This window comes from Pseudomonas sp. FYR_2 (assembly GCF_043106425.1).
Classification (GTDB): domain Bacteria; phylum Pseudomonadota; class Gammaproteobacteria; order Pseudomonadales; family Pseudomonadaceae; genus Aquipseudomonas; species Aquipseudomonas monteilii.
In genome coordinates this window covers 123,656-144,434 of record NZ_JBICMM010000016.1, presented here as the reverse complement: position 1 = coordinate 144,434, position 20,779 = coordinate 123,656, and the positions used below count along the sequence as shown (strand labels likewise).

19 protein-coding genes are annotated in these 20,779 nt (G+C 61.5%); 13 read left to right on the top strand and 6 right to left on the bottom strand.

Translation table 11 applies throughout. From position 1 onward, the window contains the following. The first annotated feature begins 33 nt into the window (after nt 1-33). Complete coding sequence (locus ACF8R4_RS06650) at nt 34-771, top strand: methyl-accepting chemotaxis protein (protein WP_374754797.1); 738 nt, start codon at nt 34-36, stop codon at nt 769-771. Nucleotides 772-860: 89 nt separating this feature from the next. On the opposite strand, the gene ACF8R4_RS06645 is transcribed toward ACF8R4_RS06650, so the two are convergent. After that, the gene (locus ACF8R4_RS06645; protein ID WP_060499134.1) at nt 861-1,901 is read right to left on the bottom strand and encodes a low specificity L-threonine aldolase; all 1,041 of its coding nucleotides are present in this window, start codon (nt 1,899-1,901) and stop codon (nt 861-863) included. Nucleotides 1,902-2,240: 339 nt separating this feature from the next. On the opposite strand from ACF8R4_RS06645, the gene ACF8R4_RS06640 reads away from it, so the two are divergent. The 7 genes from ACF8R4_RS06640 (at nt 2,241) to fdhA (ending at nt 11,146) form a co-directional block, all read left to right on the top strand. After that, nucleotides 2,241-3,494 carry a serine hydroxymethyltransferase gene (locus ACF8R4_RS06640; RefSeq protein ID WP_392491952.1) on the top strand — a complete coding sequence of 418 codons (1,254 nt, stop codon included), beginning with the start codon at nt 2,241-2,243 and terminating at the stop codon, nt 3,492-3,494. A 15-nt stretch (nt 3,495-3,509) separates the two neighbouring features. After that, entirely contained in the window at nt 3,510-4,760 is a 1,251-nt protein-coding gene (locus ACF8R4_RS06635) for a sarcosine oxidase subunit beta family protein (protein WP_003255680.1), read from the top strand. A 14-nt stretch (nt 4,761-4,774) separates the two neighbouring features. Next, nucleotides 4,775-5,110: a sarcosine oxidase subunit delta gene (locus tag ACF8R4_RS06630; protein ID WP_392491950.1), complete on the top strand. Its 336-nt coding sequence runs from the start codon at nt 4,775-4,777 to the stop codon at nt 5,108-5,110. Further along, the gene (locus ACF8R4_RS06625; RefSeq protein WP_392491948.1) at nt 5,107-8,121 is read left to right on the top strand and encodes a sarcosine oxidase subunit alpha; all 3,015 of its coding nucleotides are present in this window, start codon (nt 5,107-5,109) and stop codon (nt 8,119-8,121) included. Before ACF8R4_RS06630 ends, ACF8R4_RS06625 begins: the two co-directional genes overlap by 4 nt. Nucleotides 8,122-8,198: 77 nt before the next feature. After that, entirely contained in the window at nt 8,199-8,831 is a 633-nt protein-coding gene (locus ACF8R4_RS06620) for a sarcosine oxidase subunit gamma (RefSeq protein ID WP_016484539.1), read from the top strand. A 12-nt stretch (nt 8,832-8,843) separates the two neighbouring features. Next, complete coding sequence (purU, locus tag ACF8R4_RS06615; RefSeq protein WP_060499132.1) at nt 8,844-9,701, top strand: formyltetrahydrofolate deformylase; 858 nt, start codon at nt 8,844-8,846, stop codon at nt 9,699-9,701. Nucleotides 9,702-9,946: 245 nt separating this feature from the next. Then, nucleotides 9,947-11,146, top strand: coding sequence for a formaldehyde dehydrogenase, glutathione-independent (gene fdhA / locus ACF8R4_RS06610; protein ID WP_012270123.1), 1,200 nt, complete (start codon nt 9,947-9,949; stop codon nt 11,144-11,146). Between the two features lie 167 nt (nt 11,147-11,313). On the opposite strand, the gene ACF8R4_RS06605 is transcribed toward fdhA, so the two are convergent. Continuing rightward, nucleotides 11,314-12,231: an RHS repeat-associated core domain-containing protein gene (locus tag ACF8R4_RS06605; protein WP_392491945.1), complete on the bottom strand. Its 918-nt coding sequence runs from the start codon at nt 12,229-12,231 to the stop codon at nt 11,314-11,316. Between the two features lie 224 nt (nt 12,232-12,455). On the opposite strand from ACF8R4_RS06605, the gene ACF8R4_RS06600 reads away from it, so the two are divergent. Further along, nucleotides 12,456-13,037 (top strand): DUF2780 domain-containing protein, encoded by a 582-nt coding sequence (locus tag ACF8R4_RS06600; protein ID WP_060499169.1) that lies wholly within the window; start codon nt 12,456-12,458, stop codon nt 13,035-13,037. Nucleotides 13,038-13,078: 41 nt separating this feature from the next. Here ACF8R4_RS06600 and ACF8R4_RS06595 read toward each other — a convergent pair whose 3' ends face one another. Continuing rightward, nucleotides 13,079-13,840 (bottom strand): RHS repeat-associated core domain-containing protein, encoded by a 762-nt coding sequence (locus ACF8R4_RS06595; RefSeq protein WP_392491944.1) that lies wholly within the window; start codon nt 13,838-13,840, stop codon nt 13,079-13,081. 144 nt (nt 13,841-13,984) lie between these two features. Then, nucleotides 13,985-14,872: an acyltransferase gene (locus tag ACF8R4_RS06590; protein ID WP_060499128.1), complete on the bottom strand. Its 888-nt coding sequence runs from the start codon at nt 14,870-14,872 to the stop codon at nt 13,985-13,987. A 182-nt stretch (nt 14,873-15,054) separates the two neighbouring features. Between ACF8R4_RS06590 and ACF8R4_RS06585 the strand changes: the two genes are divergently transcribed. From ACF8R4_RS06585 to creD, 4 genes are all read left to right on the top strand, one after another. Continuing rightward, on the top strand, nt 15,055-15,555 hold the full coding sequence (locus tag ACF8R4_RS06585) for an ATP-dependent zinc protease (protein WP_164524057.1): 501 nt from the start codon (nt 15,055-15,057) through the stop codon (nt 15,553-15,555). 154 nt (nt 15,556-15,709) lie between these two features. Next, nucleotides 15,710-16,390: a two-component system response regulator CreB gene (gene creB / locus ACF8R4_RS06580; RefSeq protein ID WP_060499126.1), complete on the top strand. Its 681-nt coding sequence runs from the start codon at nt 15,710-15,712 to the stop codon at nt 16,388-16,390. Then, nucleotides 16,390-17,823 carry a two-component system sensor histidine kinase CreC gene (creC, locus tag ACF8R4_RS06575; RefSeq protein ID WP_392491941.1) on the top strand — a complete coding sequence of 478 codons (1,434 nt, stop codon included), beginning with the start codon at nt 16,390-16,392 and terminating at the stop codon, nt 17,821-17,823. Before creB ends, creC begins: the two co-directional genes overlap by 1 nt. A 95-nt stretch (nt 17,824-17,918) precedes the next feature. Beyond that, entirely contained in the window at nt 17,919-19,247 is a 1,329-nt protein-coding gene (gene creD, locus ACF8R4_RS06570) for a cell envelope integrity protein CreD (RefSeq protein ID WP_060499124.1), read from the top strand. 147 nt (nt 19,248-19,394) lie between these two features. Here creD and ACF8R4_RS06565 read toward each other — a convergent pair whose 3' ends face one another. Next, the gene (locus ACF8R4_RS06565) at nt 19,395-20,018 is read right to left on the bottom strand and encodes a glutathione S-transferase (RefSeq protein WP_104833580.1); all 624 of its coding nucleotides are present in this window, start codon (nt 20,016-20,018) and stop codon (nt 19,395-19,397) included. A 3-nt stretch (nt 20,019-20,021) separates the two neighbouring features. After that, complete coding sequence (msrA, locus tag ACF8R4_RS06560) at nt 20,022-20,690, bottom strand: peptide-methionine (S)-S-oxide reductase MsrA (RefSeq protein ID WP_060499122.1); 669 nt, start codon at nt 20,688-20,690, stop codon at nt 20,022-20,024. Nucleotides 20,691-20,779 lie beyond the last annotated feature (89 nt).

Sequence of the window (20,779 nt, the reverse complement as noted above, 5' to 3'; positions counted from 1 at the left end):
AACACCGCCGAGCGTTCCGGGCGGCAGCAGGAAATGACCGAGATGGTTGCCACCGCTGTGCACGAGATGGGCCTGACGGTGCAGGACATAGCCCGCAATGCCGGTGATGCAGCGCAGGCCTCGCAGTCGGCACGGGACGAGGCCTTGCAGGCGCGTGAGGTGGTGCAACGCTCGATTCGTGGTATCGAGGGCATGTCGGGCGACATCGGCAAGGCAGCTGATGCAGTTAGTCAGTTGGCCGATGAAGTCGCCTCAATCGATGAAGTTCTCGCGGTAATCCGCAGTATTTCCGAACAGACCAATTTGCTGGCGCTGAATGCTGCCATCGAGGCTGCACGGGCAGGGGAGATGGGGCGTGGGTTTGCCGTGGTGGCGGACGAAGTGCGCACACTGGCCCGGCGCACGCAGCTGTCTACTGACGAAGTGCAGCAGATGATCCAGCGCCTGAAGCAGGGTGCGGGTTCGGCGGTGAATTCGATGCAAGCGGGGCAGCAGGCGACTGGCAGTGGTGTGGCATCAAGCCAGCGCACCGGGGCTTCGCTGGGGGCGATTACTGACCAGGTAGAGCACATCAGCGACATGAACCATCAGGTGGCTACGGCGACGGAAGAGCAGTCTGCGGTGACTGAAGAAATCAACCGCACGGTGCAGGGGATTTCAGATCTGGCGCGGGAGACGGCTGCCGAAGTTCAGGGCTGTCGCGAGGAATGCCAGGCGTTGCGTGGGCTGGCGGATGACCTGGCGCGGCAGATGGGGGGATTCAAGCTTTAGATCGGTGTTGGATGCATCGCGAGCTGCGCTCGCTCCTACAGGGGAATGCGTATCCTCGTAGGAGCGAGCGCAGCTCGCGATGCGGTGGGTCAGGCGCCGATGATGCTGCGGATATCCGCCGCCAGCTCACGCACCCGCTCTTCCTCGGTATCCCAAGAACACATGAACCGCGCCCCGCCGCTGCCAATAAAGGTATAGAACCGCCACCCCTTGCCTCGCAGCGCTTCAATCGCAGGCTCCGGCATCTGCAGAAACACCCCGTTGGCCTCCACCGGGAACATCAGTTCCACACCTGGCAAGTCACTCACCAACGACGCCAGCAACTGCGCGCAATGGTTGGCGTGATTGCCATGGCGTAACCAGGCGCCATCTTCCAGCAGGCCCACCCACGGTGCCGACAGGAAGCGCATCTTAGAGGCCAGTTGCCCGGCCTGCTTGCAGCGGTAGTCGAAGTCTTCGGCCAGCTGGCGGTTGAAGAACAGAATCGCCTCACCCACGGCCATGCCGTTCTTGGTGCCGCCAAAGCACAGCACATCTACACCGGCTTTCCAGGTCAGCTCGGCCGGGCTGCAGCCGAGAAACGCGCAGGCATTGGTAAAGCGCGCGCCGTCCATGTGCAGGTTGAGGCCCAGCTCCTTGCAGGTGGCGCTGATCGCTTTGAGCTCATCTGGGCGATAAACGGTGCCTACTTCGGTGGCTTGGGTAATGGTGACCACCCGCGGCTTGGGGTAGTGGATATCTTGGCGTTTGAGGGCCACTTCACGGATGGATTCCGGCGTCAGCTTGCCGTTGACGCTGGCCGCCGTCAGCAGCTTGGAACCGTTGGAGAAGAACTCCGGCGCACCGCATTCGTCGGTCTCGACGTGGGCGGTCTCGGAGCAGATGACGCTGTGGTAGCTCTGGCACAGCGAGGCCAGGGCCAGGGAGTTGGCAGCGGTACCGTTGAAGGCGAAGAACACCTCGCAGTCGGTTTCGAACAGGTTGCGGAAGTATTCCGAGGCGCGCTCGGTCCACTGGTCGTCGCCGTAGGCGCGATCGTGGCCGTGGTTGGCCTTTTCCATTGCTGCCCAGGCTTCGGGGCAGATGCCGGAATAGTTGTCGCTGGCGAATTGTTGGCTCTTATCTGTCATGACACGGTCCTGTGAACGACGCAGAACAGCACTCTAAACCATCGATTCAGCAGTTGCCTATACAAGCTGTGCACAGGCTCGATTTTGGGTTGTCGGTGGTGGCCTTTTCGCGGGCAAGCCCGCTCCCACAGGGGTAGCACAAACCTTCAGATCGCCGCCGTACCTGTGCGAGCGGGCTTGCCCGCGAAGAGGCCGCCAGCAGCAGCAAAAAAACGAATGTCGTAAACGCGCCATTGCAAGGCGTGCGCAGGCATCTGACCCACCCCGACCAGTCATAACATCGCCACAAAGGGCCAGAGTGCCCCACGACAAAAAACGATCGCTGCCGGGAGATACACGATGTTCAGCAAGCAAGACCAGATCCAGGGTTACGACGACGCACTGCTGGCGGCGATGAATGCCGAAGAACAGCGCCAGGAAGATCACATCGAGCTGATCGCCTCGGAGAACTACACCAGCAAGCGCGTCATGCAGGCCCAAGGCAGCGGCCTGACCAACAAGTACGCCGAAGGCTACCCGGGCAAGCGCTACTACGGTGGCTGCGAGCACGTGGACAAGGTAGAAGCCCTGGCCATCGAACGCGCCAAGCAGCTGTTCGGCGCCGACTACGCCAACGTCCAGCCGCACTCCGGCTCGTCGGCCAACGGCGCTGTCTACCTGGCCCTGCTGCAGGCCGGCGACACCATCCTCGGCATGAGCCTGGCCCACGGCGGCCACCTGACCCACGGCGCTAAAGTGTCGTCCTCGGGCAAACTGTACAACGCTGTTCAGTACGGCATCGACACCAACACCGGCCTGATCGACTACGACGAAGTCGAGCGCCTGGCCGTCGAGCACAAACCGAAAATGATCGTTGCCGGCTTCTCGGCCTACTCCAAAACCCTCGACTTCCCACGCTTCCGCGCCATTGCCGACAAGGTCGGTGCGCTGCTGTTCGTCGACATGGCCCACGTAGCCGGCCTGGTTGCCGCTGGCCTGTACCCGAACCCGATCCCGTTCGCCGACGTGGTGACCACCACCACCCACAAGACCCTGCGCGGCCCACGTGGTGGCCTGATCCTGGCCAAGTCGAACGAAGAGATCGAAAAAAAGCTGAACGCCGCCGTATTCCCGGGCGCCCAGGGCGGCCCGCTGATGCACGTGATCGCCGCCAAGGCCGTGTGCTTCAAGGAAGCACTGGAGCCAAGCTTCAAGGCGTACCAGCAACAAGTGATCGAAAACGCCCAGGCCATGGCCCAGGTGTTCATCGACCGTGGCTATGACGTGGTTTCCGGTGGTACCGACAACCACCTGTTCCTGGTCAGCCTGATTCGCCAGGGCCTCACCGGCAAAGACGCCGACGCCGCCCTGGGCCGCGCGCACATCACTGTCAACAAGAATGCCGTGCCGAACGACCCGCAGTCGCCGTTCGTCACCTCGGGCCTGCGCATCGGCACCCCGGCCGTCACCACCCGTGGCTTCAAGGTTGCCCAGTGTGTGGCCCTGGCCGGCTGGATCTGCGACATCCTCGACAACCTCGGTGATGCAGACGTCGAAGCCGATGTGGCGAAGAACGTCGCGGCCCTGTGCGCCGATTTCCCTGTTTACCGCTGAGTGGAGTAAACGACCATGCAACGCTACTCGGGCTTCGGCCTTTTCAAACACTCCCTCAGCCACCACGAAAACTGGCAGCGCATGTGGCGCACGCCCACCCCTAAAAAGGTGTACGACGTGGTTATCGTCGGCGGTGGCGGCCATGGCCTGGCCACGGCCTATTACCTGGCCAAAGAGCACGGCATCACCAACGTCGCCGTGATTGAGAAGGGCTACCTGGGCGGCGGCAACACCGCCCGTAACACCACCATCGTGCGTTCCAACTACCTGTGGGACGAGTCGGCGCACCTGTACGAGCACGCCATGAAGCTGTGGGAAGGCCTGTCCCAGGACCTGAACTACAACGTCATGTTCTCCCAGCGCGGTGTGTACAACCTGTGCCACACCCTGCAGGACATGCGTGACTCCGAGCGCCGCGTCAGCGCCAACCGCCTGAACGGCGTGGATGGCGAGCTGCTGAACACCGCCCAGGTTGCCGCAGAAATCCCGTACCTGGACTGCTCCAAGAACACCCGCTACCCGATCCTGGGCGCCACCGTACAGCGCCGTGGCGGCGTGGCCCGTCACGACGCCGTGGCCTGGGGCTTCGCCCGTGCTGCCGACGCCCTGGGCGTTGACCTGATCCAGCAAACCGAAGTGATCGGCTTCCGCAAGGAAAACGGCGCGGTTATCGGTGTGGAAACAAACAAAGGCTTCATCGGCGCCAAGCGCGTCGGCGTGGTCACCGCCGGTAACTCCGGGCACATGGCCAAGCTGGCCGGCTTCCGCCTGCCGCTGGAATCGCACCCGCTGCAAGCGCTGGTATCCGAGCCGATCAAGCCGATCATCGACAGCGTGATCATGTCCAACGCCGTACACGGCTACATCAGCCAGTCCGACAAGGGCGACCTGGTGATCGGTGCCGGCATCGACGGCTGGGTCGGCTACGGCCAGCGCGGTTCGTACCCGGTGATCGAGCACACCCTGCAGGCCATCGTCGAAATGTTCCCCAACCTGTCGCGTGTTCGCATGAACCGCCAGTGGGGCGGCATCGTGGATACCTCGCCGGACGCCTGCCCGATCATCACCAAGACCCCGGTCAAGAACATGTTCTTCAACTGCGGTTGGGGTACTGGCGGCTTCAAGGCGACCCCGGGTTCGGGCAACGTCTTCGCCGCGAGCCTGGCCAAGGGCGAAATGCACCCACTGGCCGCGCCGTTCTCCATGGACCGTTTCTACAACGGCGCACTGATCGACGAACACGGCGCCGCCGCCGTCGCCCACTAACCGGAGACACCGTCATGTTGCATATTTTCTGTCCCCACTGCGGCGAGCTGCGCTCCGAAGAAGAGTTCCACGCCTCTGGCCAGGCGCACATCGCCCGCCCGCTGGACCCTAACGCCTGCTCCGACGAGGAGTGGGGTACCTACATGTTCTACCGCGACAACCCACGCGGGATTCACCATGAACTGTGGGACCACGTTGCCGGCTGCCGCCAGTACTTCAACGTCACCCGCGACACCGTGACCTACGAGATTCTGGAAACCTACAAGATTGGCGAGAAGCCGCAAGTGACCGCCAACGGTAAAGCCGCGAGTGCACCGTCGACCGTCAAAGGCCAAGGGGAAAAAGTATGAGCCAGACCTATCGCCTCGCCAGCGGCGGCCGTATCGACCGCAGCAAGGTCCTGAACTTCAGCTTCAACGGCAAGACCTACCAGGGTTATGCCGGTGATAGCCTGGCCGCCGCGTTGCTGGCCAACGGCGTCGACATCGTTGGCCGCAGCTTCAAGTACTCGCGCCCACGCGGCATCATCGCCTCGGGTACCGAAGAGCCGAACGCCATCCTGCAGATCGGCTCCAGCGAAGCCACCCAGATCCCGAACGTGCGTGCCACCCAGCAGGCGCTGTACGCAGGCCTTGTTGCCACCAGCACCAACGGCTGGCCGAACGTCAACAACGACGTCATGGGCATCCTGGGCAAGGTGGGCGGCAGCATGATGCCGCCGGGCTTCTACTACAAAACCTTCATGTACCCGAAATCGTTCTGGATGACGTACGAGAAGTACATCCGCAAGGCAGCCGGCCTTGGCCGAGCGCCGCTGCAGAACGACCCGGACAGCTACGACTACATGAACCAGCACTGCGACGTGCTGATCGTGGGTGCCGGCCCTGCTGGCCTGGCCGCTGCACTGGCGGCTGCGCGTAGCGGTGCCCGTGTGATCCTGGCCGACGAGCAAGAAGAGTTCGGCGGCAGCCTGCTCGACACCCGCGAAACCCTCGACGGCAAGCCCGCTGCCGATTGGGTCAGCGCTGTGGTCAAAGAGCTGGAAGGTCTGCCGGAAGTGACCCTGCTGCCGCGCGCCACGGTCAACGGCTACCACGACCATAACTTCCTGACCATTCACGAGCGCCTCACCGACCACCTCGGCGACCGCGCCCCGATCGGCCAGGTACGCCACCGTGTGCACCGTGTACGCGCTAAACGCGTGGTACTGGCTGCCGGCGCCCACGAGCGCCCGCTGGTGTACGGCAACAACGACGTGCCGGGCAACATGCTGGCCGGTGCTGTTTCTACCTACGTTCGCCGCTACGGCGTGGCCCCGGGCCGCAAGCTGGTGCTGTCGACCAACAACGACCACGCCTATCGCGCCGCGCTGGACTGGCACGACGCCGGCCTGCAAGTGGTCGCCATTGCCGACGCCCGCCACAACCCACGTGGTTCGCTGGTTGAAGAGGCACGTGCCAAAGGCATTCGCATCCTTACCTCCAGCGCTGTGGTCGAAGCCAAAGGCAGCAAGCACGTCACTGGCGCCCGCGTCGCCGCCATCGATGTGCAGGCGCACAAAGTCACCAGCCCAGGCGAAACCCTTGAGTGCGACCTGATTGCAAGCTCCGGTGGCTACAGCCCGATCGTTCACTTGGCCTCGCACCTGGGCGGTCGCCCGGTATGGCGTGACGATATCCTCGGCTTCGTGCCGGGCGATGCGCCGCAGAAACGCGAGTGCGTGGGTGGGATCAATGGCGTGTACGCCCTTGGCGACGTGATTGCCGATGGTTTCGAAGGCGGCGTACGCGCAGCCACCGAAGCAGGCTTCAAGGCAACCGTCGGCACCCTGCCAAAAACCGTTGCACGCAAGGAAGAGGCCACCGTGGCGCTGTTCCTGGTGCCGCACGACAAAGGCACCAAGGGGCCGAAGCAGTTCGTCGACCAACAGAACGACGTGACCGCCGCCGGTATCGAACTGGCCACCCGTGAAGGCTTCGAGTCGGTCGAGCACGTCAAACGCTACACCGCGCTGGGCTTCGGTACCGACCAGGGCAAACTGGGCAACATCAACGGCCTGGCCATCGCCGCCCGTTCGATCGGCATCACCATCCCGGAAATGGGCACCACCATGTTCCGCCCCAACTACACGCCGGTTACCTTCGGCGCCGTAGCGGGCCGTCACTGTGGCCACCTGTTCGAGCCCGTTCGCTTCACCGCCCTGCATGCCTGGCATGTGAAGAACGGCGCCGAGTTCGAAGACGTCGGCCAGTGGAAGCGTCCGTGGTACTTCCCGAAAGCCGGTGAAGACATCCATGCCGCCGTGGCCCGCGAATGCAAGGCCGTGCGCGACAGCGTGGGCCTGCTGGACGCCTCCACCCTGGGCAAGATCGACATCCAGGGCCCGGACGCGCGCGAGTTCCTCAACCGCATCTACACCAACGCCTGGACCAAGCTCGACGTGGGCAAGGCCCGCTACGGCCTGATGTGCAAGGAAGACGGCATGGTCTTCGACGATGGCGTAACCGCCTGCGTTGGCGACAACCACTTCATCATGACCACCACCACCGGCGGCGCCGCCCGCGTGCTGCAGTGGATGGAGCTGTACCACCAGACCGAATGGCCAGAGCTGAAGGTGTACTTCACTTCGGTCACCGACCACTGGGCCACCATGACCCTGTCCGGCCCCAACAGCCGCAAGCTGCTGAGCGAGCTGACCGACATCGACATGGACAAGGAAGCCTTCCCGTTCATGACCTGGAAGGAGGGCAACGTGGGCGGCGTGCCAGCCCGTGTGTTCCGAATCTCGTTCACCGGTGAGCTGTCGTACGAAGTGAACGTGCAGGCCAACTACGCCATGGGCGTGCTGGAAAAGATCATCGAGGCAGGCAAGAAGTACAACCTGACCCCGTATGGCACCGAGACCATGCACGTACTGCGTGCCGAGAAGGGCTTCATCATCGTGGGCCAGGACACCGACGGCTCGATGACCCCGGACGACCTGAACATGAGCTGGTGCGTGGGCCGCAACAAGCCGTTCTCGTGGGTCGGCCTGCGTGGCATGAACCGTGAAGACTGCGTGCGCGAGAACCGCAAGCAGCTGGTAGGCCTGAAGCCGGTCGACCCGACCAAGTGGCTGCCGGAAGGCGCCCAGCTGGTGTTCGACCCGAAACAGCCGATCCCGATGGACATGGTTGGCCACGTGACCTCCAGCTACGCATCCAACTCCCTGGGCTACTCGTTCGCCATGGGCGTGGTCAAAGGCGGCCTCAAGCGCATGGGCGAGCGCGTTTACTCGCCGCAGGCGGATGGCAGCGTGATCGAGGCGGAGATCGTGTCTTCGGTGTTCTTCGATCCGAAGGGTGAGCGGCAGAACGTCTAAAGGCCCCCGGATAGCGGCGCAGCCCAAAAAACGGTGCTGCGCTGCCCTGACGAACAAGAATTCAAGGCAGGTAAGAAATGAGCGCTATCAACGTCTTCCAGCAAAACCCCGGCGCCGAGGCCAAGGCCCAGTCGCCCCTCCACCACGCCGACCTGGCCAGCCTGGTTGGCAAAGGCCGCAAGAACGCAGGCGTGACCCTGCGTGAACGCAAGTTCCTTGGCCACCTCACCCTTCGCGGCGATGGCCACAACCCGGAATTCGCCGCAGGCGTGCACAAGGCCCTGGGCCTGGAGCTGCCGGTGGCCCTGACCGTGGTCGCCAACAACGACATGTCGCTGCAATGGGTCGGCCCGGATGAATGGCTGCTGATCGTGCCCGGTGGCCAGGAACTGGCGGTCGAACAAAAGCTGCGTGCAGCCCTTGAAGGCCAGCACATCCAGGTGGTGAACGTGAGCGGCGGGCAAAGCCTGCTGGAACTGCGCGGCCCCAACGTGCGTGAAGTGCTGATGAAATCCACCAGCTATGATGTTCACCCGAACAACTTCCCGGTGGGCAAGGCTGTGGGCACCGTGTTCGCCAAGTCGCAACTGGTGATCCGCCGCACCGCCGAAGACACCTGGGAACTGGTGATTCGCCGCAGCTTCGCCGACTACTGGTGGCTGTGGCTGCAGGACGCTTCGGCCGAGTACGGTCTGAGCATCGAAGCCTAAGGAGCGCAGAACATGAGTCGGGCACCGGATACCTGGATTCTCACCGCCGACTGCCCGAGCATGCTCGGCACCGTCGACGTGGTGACGCGTTACCTCTTCGAGCAGCGCTGCTACGTGACGGAGCACCACTCCTTCGATGACCGGCAGTCGGGGCGCTTCTTCATTCGCGTGGAGTTCCGCCAGCCGGATGATTTCGACGAGGCCGGCTTCCGGGTCGGCCTTGCCGAGCGCAGCGAAGCGTTCGGCATGGCGTTCGAGCTGACCGCACCGAATCACCGCCCCAAGGTGGTGATCATGGTGTCCAAGGCCGATCACTGCCTGAACGACCTGCTGTATCGCCAGCGCATCGGCCAGCTGGGCATGGATGTGGTTGCGGTGGTGTCCAACCACCCTGATCTCGAGCCACTGGCGCATTGGCACAAGATTCCCTACTACCACTTTGCGCTCGACCCCAAGGACAAGCCTGGGCAAGAGCGCAAGGTGCTGCAGGTGATCGAGGAGACTGGCGCAGAGCTGGTTATCCTCGCTCGCTACATGCAGGTGCTGTCGCCCGAGTTGTGCAGGCGCCTGGATGGCTGGGCGATCAACATTCACCACTCGTTGCTGCCAGGGTTCAAAGGCGCCAAGCCTTATCACCAGGCGTATAACAAGGGCGTGAAGATGGTGGGTGCCACGGCGCACTACATCAACAACGACCTGGATGAAGGGCCGATCATTGCCCAGGGCGTGGAGGTGGTGGACCACAGCCATTACCCGGAAGACCTGATTGCCAAAGGGCGTGATATCGAGTGCCTGACGCTGGCGCGGGCCGTGGGTTATCACATCGAGCGGCGGGTGTTCCTGAACGCCAACCGGACGGTCGTTCTCTAGCACCTGCACCGGCCTCTTCGCGGGCAAGCCCGCGAAGAGGCCGGTGCAGGTCACCACCCGTGTTACTTTCCTCCATATCCTCCAGCGACACCCCTGCCGCTAAAAGGCATCTCCCTGTCGCTCCCAGTCAGTGCATCCCGCCGTATCCGGCCCACAATTCCCTGCATTCCAGAAACACATGCCGCCCATGGATGGCGGCGCGTTCAACCACCGCTGCATAAATACAAATCAAGCGAGGTAAGAGCATGTCTGGCAATCGTGGAGTGGTATATCTCGGCGCCGGCAAGGTCGAGGTGCAGAAGATCGACTACCCGAAAATGCAGGACCCGCGCGGCAAGAAGATCGAGCACGGCGTAATCCTGAAGGTGGTCTCCACCAACATCTGCGGCTCTGACCAGCACATGGTCCGTGGCCGCACCACTGCCCAGGTCGGCCTGGTCCTGGGCCACGAAATCACCGGTGAAATCGTTGAGAAGGGCAGCGACGTCGAACGCATGCAGATCGGCGACTTGGTGTCGGTACCGTTCAACGTCGCCTGCGGCCGCTGCCGTTCCTGCAAAGAGATGCACACCGGCGTGTGCCTCACCGTCAACCCGGCCCGCGCTGGCGGTGCCTACGGCTACGTCGACATGGGCGACTGGACCGGTGGCCAGGCCGAGTACGTGCTGGTGCCATACGCCGACTTCAACCTGCTGAAACTGCCCGAGCGCGACAAGGCCATGGAAAAGATCCGTGACCTGACCTGCCTGTCCGACATCCTGCCTACCGGCTACCACGGTGCCGTGACTGCCGGCGTAGGCCCAGGCAGCACCGTTTACGTCGCGGGCGCTGGCCCGGTCGGCCTGGCTGCCGCTGCTTCGGCTCGCCTGCTGGGCGCCGCCTGCGTCATCGTCGGCGACCTGAACCCGGCCCGCCTGGCCCACGCCAAGTCGCAGGGCTTTGAAGTGGTCGACCTGTCCAAGGACACCCCGCTGCATGAGCAGATCGTCGATATTCTCGGCGAGCCGGAAGTGGACTGCGCCGTCGACGCCGTTGGCTTCGAGGCCCGTGGCCATGGCCACGAGGGCGCCAAGCACGAAGCCCCTGCTACCGTGCTGAACTCGCTGATGCAGGTTACCCGCGTGGCCGGCAGTATTGGTATTCCGGGCCTGTACGTGACCGAAGACCCGGGCGCTGTGGATGCTGCTGCCAAGATCGGCGCGCTGAGCATTCGCTTTGGCCTGGGCTGGGCGAAATCCCACAGCTTCCACACCGGGCAGACTCCGACCATGAAGTACAACCGCCAGCTGATGCAGGCGATCATGTGGGACCGGATCAACATCGCCGAGGTGGTGGGCGTGCAGGTGATCAACCTGGACCAGGCGCCGGAAGGATACGGTGAGTTTGATGCGGGGGTGCCGAAGAAGTTTGTGATTGACCCGCACAAGATGTGGGGTGCTGCGTAATAAACGTCCAACAAGAAAGGCCCCTCAATTCGAGGGGCTTTTTCATGGCTGTTGTCCAATAGCAAGCCCCAGCCTTTCGCCACATGTGTTGGAGCGGGCTTGCTCGCGAAGAGTCAAGCCAGTTGATCGACTGCAATGCAATTTGCTGTGGCGCTGGCAAATTTGAGTTAGCGGTGTCTAAGGGTAGCTAGATAGTCTTGAAGTGTTTGTTTCTCACTCTTGATGATTGCTATTTTTTGTTCGTAGTGCCAAATTTTGTCCATTTCTCTTTGTCGCGCGACATTGTAAAAAAGCCATGAATCTGATCCGTGGGTTAACCGGTTCATCTTGCGAAAATGGTCCGCGGCTTGATTAGTTGCAAAGCTTTGTTTTACCTGCTGTTGCTTTATATAAGACTCGTACTGGTTGACGAGCGGTTGAAATTTTTCCGTAGATAAATTTGAAGCTGTGCTGATTATATTAGACCTCTCATCGGGGAACATTGCCAGTGCCTGTTTGTAAGTTGGGGGGTTAAAGTTGTCTATAGGCTTGATCGCTTCTTGATATGACGGAGGTGCTATGTTGTCGCTCTGTGGAAAGGTTAGTTTTGGAAGTTTGGGGCGGAATGTATGCCCTAGGAAGCTACGAATGCGAAAATAACCTGAAGCATCTGAGTAGTTTATGGGATCGTTTCCACAGTAGCAGAATGCGTTGACTCCACCTTTAGCGAACGGGCTGAGGCTGTCGGGAGAAAGAAAACGCATCAAAACGGGACTGTATAATCGATAGCTGCCAAGTAAATATTTTTCTGTGATTATCAGAGGTTCGCCTGCAAAACCAATAAGAGTGCTTTCTTGGTGTTTTTTAGCGGTGTATCCATAAGGAGAAAATACCTTTTCTAAAGTTCCCTCGTTGCCGGTGATGTTTACGGGTGTGCCCAAGGTGTCTAATGAAAAAAACGATATGTTGTTATCTGTAGCGTTCGAAGTGCGCTCCGCTATTGGCCTGCTATCGCCTTGGAAAATTGACGTGTGGTCCTCATCATTAATGATAGTATGGAAATTTCTGGCTTGATAGAATATTGAAAGCTTGGTATTGATTGTCATTTGTTATCCCTTTTTTAGCGGTGATGCGGAGATTGGGCTCAGGTAATCAGTTTTGAGTGTCATTGGCTGTTACGCAACTGGCAAAATTACTAGTTCATGATCGACCTCTTGTCGGTTTGGCACCGTTTCTGTGTCTTGACCGTTGACTGGGAACAAACTTCAAAAATACGAGTCAAATAGCTCGATTCACAGGCCATCCCGGCCCACGAGATCCTCTTCCGATGATGAAAGCATTTACCCTGGCAACCCTGATGACCCTGGCCGCAAGCCCGGTGTTCGCCTTCAACCTCAGCGACGCTGCCAACGCCGTGTCGGCCATGCAGAACCAGCATCAGAATCAGCAAGGCCAGGTGCAGGCGCCCGAGACGCAGGCCAATTTGCTCAACACCCTGGGCAGCGAACTCAAGATCACTCCCGAACAGGCCGTGGGTGGGGCAGGGGCGATGCTGGGGCTGGCGCGCAATAACCTGAGCAGCGAGGACTATGGCCAACTGACCAAGGCGGTACCGGGGCTGGACCTGCTGGCCGGGGCCAATGCGCTGGGCGGGCTGAGTGGGCTGGGTGGGTTACTGGGCAAGAACAGCGAAAGCCAGTCGGCGTTGAGCAACGCGCTGGGCAGCAACGTGGAAAACCGCAGCGACCTGGACACTGCGTTCAAAGCGCTGGGGATGGATACCGGGATGATCGGGCAGTTTGCGCCGTTGATTCTGCAGTACCTGGGGCAGCAGGGGATTGCCGGGTCGTTGCTGCAGAACCTGGGGAACCTGTGGACTACCCCGACACCTGCGGTTATGCCGTCGGTATGAGTCGTTGACCCATTGAGGTGTTAACCGCCGCACGTCTTATCTTATAAACGGATACTTTTGAGCGTCTTGTTAAGCTGCCTGAGACGCTCATGCGCATCATCTAACTGGCTTTGGGTAAAGGTGATCAGCGCCAAATGCCCGCGGGGGTTTTTGGATTGTTTGAACATGGCTTCGGTAGTGGGAGCCAGCAGCGTGTTCAATTCACGCTGGTACAGTTCAAAGACCCTGTATTCCCTTCCCATGTAGTTGATGATTGCCTTGCGCTCTTGGTAGAGCTGGCGCTTGAATTTTGACCGCTCTTCCTCGTAGAAAAATGTCTCTGTGGTTTCGTTGAAGCGGAGTGTCTTTTTCGGTTTGGCGTCTCTTAACGCTGAGAGGGGGCGCGGAAGACTCTGTCGTTTCGATGCGTTTGCACGCCTGTGTACTTGAGAGGTGGCTGAAGGCACCTTCAGCCCCATCTGCTTGATGCGCTCATGCAATTGCCCAGCGGTGGGCGCATGCCCTGTAGCGTCTAAGAGATTGATGGGATCGTTCACGCAGTAGGCATAGGCGTTCAGCCCTCCTTGTGCAAACGGGCTGAGGTCATCCGGGCTCTGGAAGCGCATCAAGGCCGGGCTATAGTTGCGATAGCCTTGGCCCAGTGCGTACGAGCGGGTGAGCGGGTCGTAGCGCTCACCGTTGAAACCCAACTTAGCTGTTTGGCCTGTCGAGCAATCATGTTGGCCATAAGGACCATAAACAAACAGAATGACCGACACTGGGCCTGGCCTCACGAAAAACAGAAAGGCGACAGTCTTGTTCACGCTGCGGCCACGCACAACTGGCAGATTTATCAGTAGCAGCTTCAGGTCTCAGCCTGTTTCGGTGAAGTCCACCAGACGCGCTGCTCAGCGCAAGCCAACGGTCAGCACCGCCAAATCCGTCCGCCTGGGTCAGGCGATGAGATCTCAGCCCATTTCCGCCCGCAGTTGCTCGATCCGCTGGTCCTTCTCTACCCAAAGCTGATTCACCCAGGCCTGCACCGTCTGTCGAAACTCAGGATCATTCTCGTAATCCCCCGCCCACAACGCCGGGTCCAGCTCACGCACCTGAATGTCGATAATCACCTGGCTAATGCTGCCATTGAGCAAATCCCAGAACCCCGGTGCCTTGTTGCCGGGGTACACGATGGTCACATCCAGCAAGGCATCCAGCTGCTCACCCAACGCCGCCAGCACAAACGCAACGCCACCCGCTTTGGGCTTGAGCAGGTAGCGATACGGCGACTGCTGTTCCAGCCGCTTGGCCTCGGTAAACCTGGTGCCTTCCAGGTAGTTCACCACGGTCACCGGCTGGCGCTTGAACAGCTCGCAGGCGGCCTTGGTGATTTCCAGGTCCTTGCCCTTGAGCTCCGGGTGCTTCTCCAGAAAGGCCTTGCTGTAGCGCTTCATGAACGGGTAATCCAGCCCCCACCAGGCCAGGCCCAGCAGCGGTACCCAGATCAGCTCTTTCTTCAGGAAGAACTTGAAGAATGGCGTGCGGCGGTTGAGGCTTTCGATCAGCGCGGGGATGTCGACCCAGGTCTGGTGGTTGCTCACGGCCAGGTACGAGGTGTCTTTGCGCAGGTTCTCGACGCCGCGAATGTCCCATTGGGTAGGAATGCACAAGGCGAAGATGGCCTTGTCGATTTCCGACCAGGTTTCGGCCACCCACATCACCGCCCACGAGGCATAGTCGCGGCCACGGCCCGGCAACACCAGTTTGAGCAGGGCGAAGACCAGCAGCGGGCAGATCAACACCACGGTATTGAGCAGCAGCAGGGTGGTAGTGAGAATGCCGGTCAGCAGGCGACGCATAAGGAGACTCTTGTTGTGGGAGATAAACGGTTGGCAATGATAAGCAGCGCCGTGGCCTACGCCAAATGTCCAATGCCCGACGGCAGGGACAAATGTTTCACAACATGTTGGTTAACCTTGTGACAGCGAACCTATCTTGCCCGTGCAGTCTAAGCACTGACCCCTCTCAAGGAAGCCTGCCTGTGAAACCTCTGCTTGCCCTGTTGTCGCTGTTGGCACTGCCGGTAATGGCCGCCGAGCCTACGATCTATGGCCGTTACGAGAACATCACCCTGCCCGAGCTGGGCGAAACCCTTAAAGCCAAGATGGACACCGGTGCTTTCACCGCTTCGCTGTCGGCCAAGGACATCGAACTGTTCACCCGTGATGGCGACGAATGGGTGCGTTTCCGCCTGGCCACGAAAGACTCGGACGGCAAGGTGTACGAGCACAAGGTATCGCGCATCAGCAAGATCAAAGGGCGTGCCGATGAAGAGGAAGAAGGCGATGCGCCGGAAATCTCCAAGCGCCCGGTGGTGGACCTGGAGCTGTGCCTGGGTGACGTGAAGCGCACCGTGGAGGTGAACCTGGTGGACCGCAGCAGCTTCAATTACCCGCTGCTGGTGGGTTCCAAGGCGCTGCGCGAGTTCAAGGCTGCCGTGAACCCCGCCAAGAAGTTTACTGCTGGCAAACCTGGCTGCTGATTCGATCCGCCTGTTCTGGCCCTTTCGCGGGCACGCCCGCTCCCACAGGACTAGCGCTGCTCTGAAGGGCAGCACAGTACCTGTGGGAGCGGGCTTGCCCGCGAAGAGGCCAGTGAGCTAAAAGTGCAGTCTGCCCTCAACAAGGCCGGACGCCATGCCCCATATCCTCATCGTCGAAGACGAAGCCGCCATCGCCGACACCTTGGTCTATGCCCTTCAGGCAGACGGTCATAGCACCGAATGGGTGACCTTGGGCAGCGCCGCCCTCGACCAGCAACGCCAGCGCCCGGCCGACCTGATCATCCTCGACATCGGCCTGCCCGACATCAGTGGCTTCGAAACCTGCCGCCAGTTGCGCCGTTTCACCGAGGTGCCGGTGATGTTCCTCAGTGCCCGCGACGGTGAAATCGACCGGGTGGTAGGCCTGGAAATCGGTGCCGACGACTACGTGGTCAAACCCTTCAGCCCGCGCGAAGTGGCCGCACGGGTACGCGCGATCCTCAAGCGCATGGCGCCTCGGGCCGAGCCTGCCACCGATACCGCGCTGTTCCAGCTCGACACCCTGCGCATGCAGATCACGTACCGTGGCCAGCCACTCACCCTGACCCGCCATGAGTTCCGTCTGCTGCAATCCCTGCTGGAACAACCGCAGCGGGTGTTCAGCCGCGAACAGTTGCTCGACGCCTTGGGCGTGGCCTCCGATGTGGGCTACGAGCGAACCGTCGACAGCCATATCAAGAGCCTACGCGCGAAACTGCGCCAGGTAGCGGGCGACGCCGAGCCGATCCAGACCCACCGCGGCCTCGGCTACAGCTACAGCCCGGACCATGCCTGATGCGCCTGGGCATCCGGATTTTCCTGGTGTACTTCCTGTTCGTCGGGTTGGCGGGCTACTTTTTGCTCAATACCGTGCGCGAACAGATTCGCCCGGTGGTGCGCCAGTCCTCTGAAGAAACACTGGTCGACACCGCCAACCTGCTGGCCGAGATCCTGCGTGATGACGTCAAGGCCGGGACCCTGAACCAAAGCCGTCTGCCCGAAGTGCTCAAGGCCTATGGCACGCGTAGCCCCGGCGCGCAAATCTGGGGCCTGGCCAAGACCCAGGTCAGCCACCGCATCTATGTCACCGATGCCAAGGGTATCGTGCTACTGGACTCCACCGGCGAGGCCCTGGGCAAGGACTATTCGCAGTGGAATGACGTGCTGAAGACCCTGCGTGGCGAGTACGGTGCCCGCTCCTCCCGCAGTGACCCCAACGATGAAAGCACCTCGGTGATGCATGTGGCTGCACCGATCACGGATGAGGGCAAGATCATCGGCGTGGTTACCGTGGCCAAGCCCAACAGCTCGCTGCAACCGTACATCGACCGCTCCGAACAGCGCTTGCTCACTTTGGGCCTGGGGTTGATCGGTCTGGGCCTGCTGATCGGTGCAGCATTGTCGTGGTGGCTGGCGCGCTCGCTGCGCCGGCTGGCCCGCTATGCCCAAGCTGTCAGTGAAGGCGAGCGCGCCGCGTTGCCCCATTACAAGGGCGGCGAGCTGGCGCATTTGGCCCAGGCCGTGGAACGCATGCGCACGCAGCTGGAGGGCAAGGCCTATGTCGAGCGTTACGTGCACACCCTGACCCACGAGCTGAAAAGCCCGCTGGCGGCCATACGCGGGGCGTCCGAGCTGTTGCAGGACGAGATGCCGGCCGACCAGCGCGCGCGGTTTGCCGGCAATATCGAGCGTGAGAGCGAACGCTTGCAGCAGATGGTCGAGCGCCTGCTCAACCTGGCCCGGGTCGAGCAGATGCAGGCGCTGGAAGACGAGCAGCAGGTGGCACTGGCGGCGCTGGTGGACGAGTTGTTGTTGGCCCATGCAGCGCGCATCGATGGGGCCAGTCTGCACGTGCGTCAGCGGGTGCCTGCCGGGTTGCGTTTGCTGTGTGATCCGTTCCTGATGCGCCAGGCGCTGGCCAACCTGCTGGATAACGCGCTGGACTTCACCCCCGAAGGGGGGGCGCTGCTGTTCGACCTTGACCGCGATGGCGAGCGGGTGGCGTTGAGCCTGTTCAACCAGGGGCAGGCGATACCGGCGTATGCCATCGGGCGGGTCAGCGAACGGTTCTACTCGCTGCCGCGGCCAGGAAGTGGGCGCAAGAGCACCGGCTTGGGGCTGAACTTTGTGGCTGAAGTGATGCAGCTGCATGGTGGGGCGTTGGCGGTGGATAACGTCGATGGCGGCGTGCGGGTACGGTTGTGGTTGCCGGTGCGGCGTATCAGTTGAGGTAGCTGCGGCCCAATAACACACAATCTCCACACAGTCTCCCCAAGGCCTCCACGCAAGGCGCAGACACTGCGCCCACTGCCACAGGAGGCCCCATGACCAAGACCCTCGGATACAAACTCGGCCTGATAGCCGTGCTCATATTGCTGCTGCTCATCCCGTTGCTGCTGATCAACGGCCTGATCGATGAGCGCCAGGCCCTGCGCGACGACGTACTGCGCGACATCGCGCAAAGTGCCAGCTTCGACCAGCAGCTCAGCGGCCCCCTGCTGGTGGTGCCGTACCGCAAGTACCAGCGCCGCTGGATCGAAAAGGATGGCGAGCGTACTCAGGAAACCAGCACTGTTGCCGGCCACCTGTACTTCCTGCCGGAAACCTTTGACGCCGACCTGGGTGTGGACACCGAACTACGTGCCCGAGGTATCTACCAGGCCCGCCTGTTCCACGCCAAAGGCCGCATCAGCGGCCGTTTCAAGCTTCCGGAGCGCTGGGGCATCGACAAGGACTTCGACGATTACCGCTTCGACAAGCCGTTCCTGGTGGTGGGCATCAGCGATATCCGCGGCATCGAGAACGGCCTGGAACTGAGCATGGATGAGCAAAAGGTGCCGTTCGAGGCCGGTACTCGGCTCGACTGGATGCGCGGCGGCGTGCATGCCAGCCTGCCAGCGCTGGACGGCCTGCAGGCGCGGGAATTCAGCTACGGCTTCGATCTGGCGCTGCAAGGCACTGGCCAGTTGCACATCGTGCCGGTGGGCCGTACCAGCAGCGTGGACATGCGCGCCAACTGGCCTCACCCAAGCTTCGTCGGCAGCTACCTGCCCAACCGCCGCGACATTGATCCCCAGGGCTTCAGCGCCCATTGGCAGACATCGTTCTTTGCCACCAACCTTGAAGACGCCCTGCGCCAGTGCGCCATTGCCGGGCAGTGCACCGACTTCAGTGAGCGCAGCTTCGGGGTGAGCTTTGTCGACCCGGTGGACCAGTACCTGAAAAGCGAACGGGCGATTAAATACGCGCTGTTGTTCATTGCACTGACCTTTGCCGGCTTCTTCCTGTTCGAAGTGCTGAAAAACCTGAGCGTACACCCGGTGCAGTACATCCTGGTGGGCGTAGCGCTGGCGTTCTTCTACCTATTGTTGCTGTCGTTGTCCGAGCACATCGGGTTTGGCCTGGCGTATGGGCTGTCGGCTTCGGCGTGCGTGCTGCTGATCGGCTTCTACCTGAGCCATGTGTTGCGCAGCCTGGGGCGAGGGGTTGGGTTTGCGGCGGGGTTGGCGGCGTTGTATGCGCTGCTCTACGGTCTGCTGAGCGCCGAGGATTATGCGCTGCTGATGGGCTCGCTGCTGTGTTTTGGCTTGCTGGGGGTGTTCATGGTGCTGACCCGGCGGCTGGACTGGGCGCGGGTGGGGAGGGTGGCATGAGGGAGGATAGAGAAATTGGGCGGTGGCTGGCCCAGCGGATTGGGCAGTTGTTTCCTGTTGTACCGAGGTGAGGCCATCGCGAGCTAGCTTGCTCCTACAGGGGCGCCACAGGCCATGTAGGAGCGAGCTAGCTCGCGATAGGGCCGGTCAGGCCACCGGTGCAGTGGCGACCATCGATGGCCGCTGGCTCACTTCGGCATACCACGCTGCCAACCCTGGCTGGCGCTCACGCCAGCCAAACTCGGGCTGACGCAAATCCAGATACCCCAGCGCACACGCCACGCCAATTGCTGCCAGGTCGAACCCAGACATCAACTCGGGCAGGTGCTCATGCTCCAGGTTGGCCAGGCTGCGGCGGATCTTGTCGCCCTGCGCCTGCAACCAGCCGTCCCAGCGTTTGTCTTCGGGCCGCAGGAAGCTTTCATAGCGCGACGACACCGCCGCATCCATGATCGCATCGGCCTGCGACACCAGCGTCATGCGCCGCCAGCGCGCCGAGCCTTCGCGGGGCAAGAGCGGCAGGCCGACGTGTTGCAGGTCGAGGTACTCGCAGATCACCCGGCTATCATGCAGCACGGTGCCGTCTTCCAGGCGCAGGGCCGGGATCTTGCCGATCGGGTTGTCCTGGTTGAGCTGCAGGTCGCCGCTCACCGGGCTGATGTTCACCGGCTGCAGCTGCACCCTTTCGAATTGGCCGGTTTCATGCAACACCACCATGACCTTGCGCACGAAAGGCGACAACGGCGAGTGGAACAGGGTCATCGTGCTCATGCTTCAATTGCCCTGCAGGCTGGGTGGCAGGCAGACACCGGTGCCGCCGATGCCGCAGTAGCCGTCCGGGTTCTTGGCCAGGTACTGCTGGTGGTAGGCCTCGGCAAAGTACACGGTCGGCGCCTGGTCGATTTCAGTGGTGATTTCACCAAAGCCGGCCTTGCTCAGTTCAGCCTGGAAGGCGTCGCGGCTGGCCTTGGCCTGTTCCAGCTGTTCCGGGCTGGTGCAGTAGATGGCCGAGCGGTACTGGGTGCCGACGTCATTGCCCTGGCGCATGCCCTGGGTGGGGTTGTGCAGCTCCCAGAACATCGCCAGCAGCTCGCGGTAGCTGACTTTGTCCTTGTCGAACACCACCAGCACCACTTCGGTGTGGCCGGTCAGGCCCGAGCAGACTTCTTCGTAGGTAGGGTTTGGGGTGAAGCCGCCGGCGTAGCCGACCACAGTGCTGACCACGCCCTCGCGCTGCCAGAAGCGGCGCTCGGCGCCCCAGAAGCAACCCAGGCCGAAGATGGCGAAGTCGATGGCGCCTTCGAAGAACGGGCCGAGCAGCGGGGTGCCTTCGAACACGTAGTGGAACTCGGGCAGGGCCATTGGCGTTTCGCGGCCAGGCAGCGCCTGTTCCGCAGTTGGCATGACGTTTTTGTTCACCAGGATTTCCGAACGCAGGACCATGGCCGTTCCTCTGTGTTTTTTCAGTTGGATAGGTGTTGGGGCCTTCGCGGGCATGCCCGCGAAGGGACCCGAATGGCTTCTATAGTGCC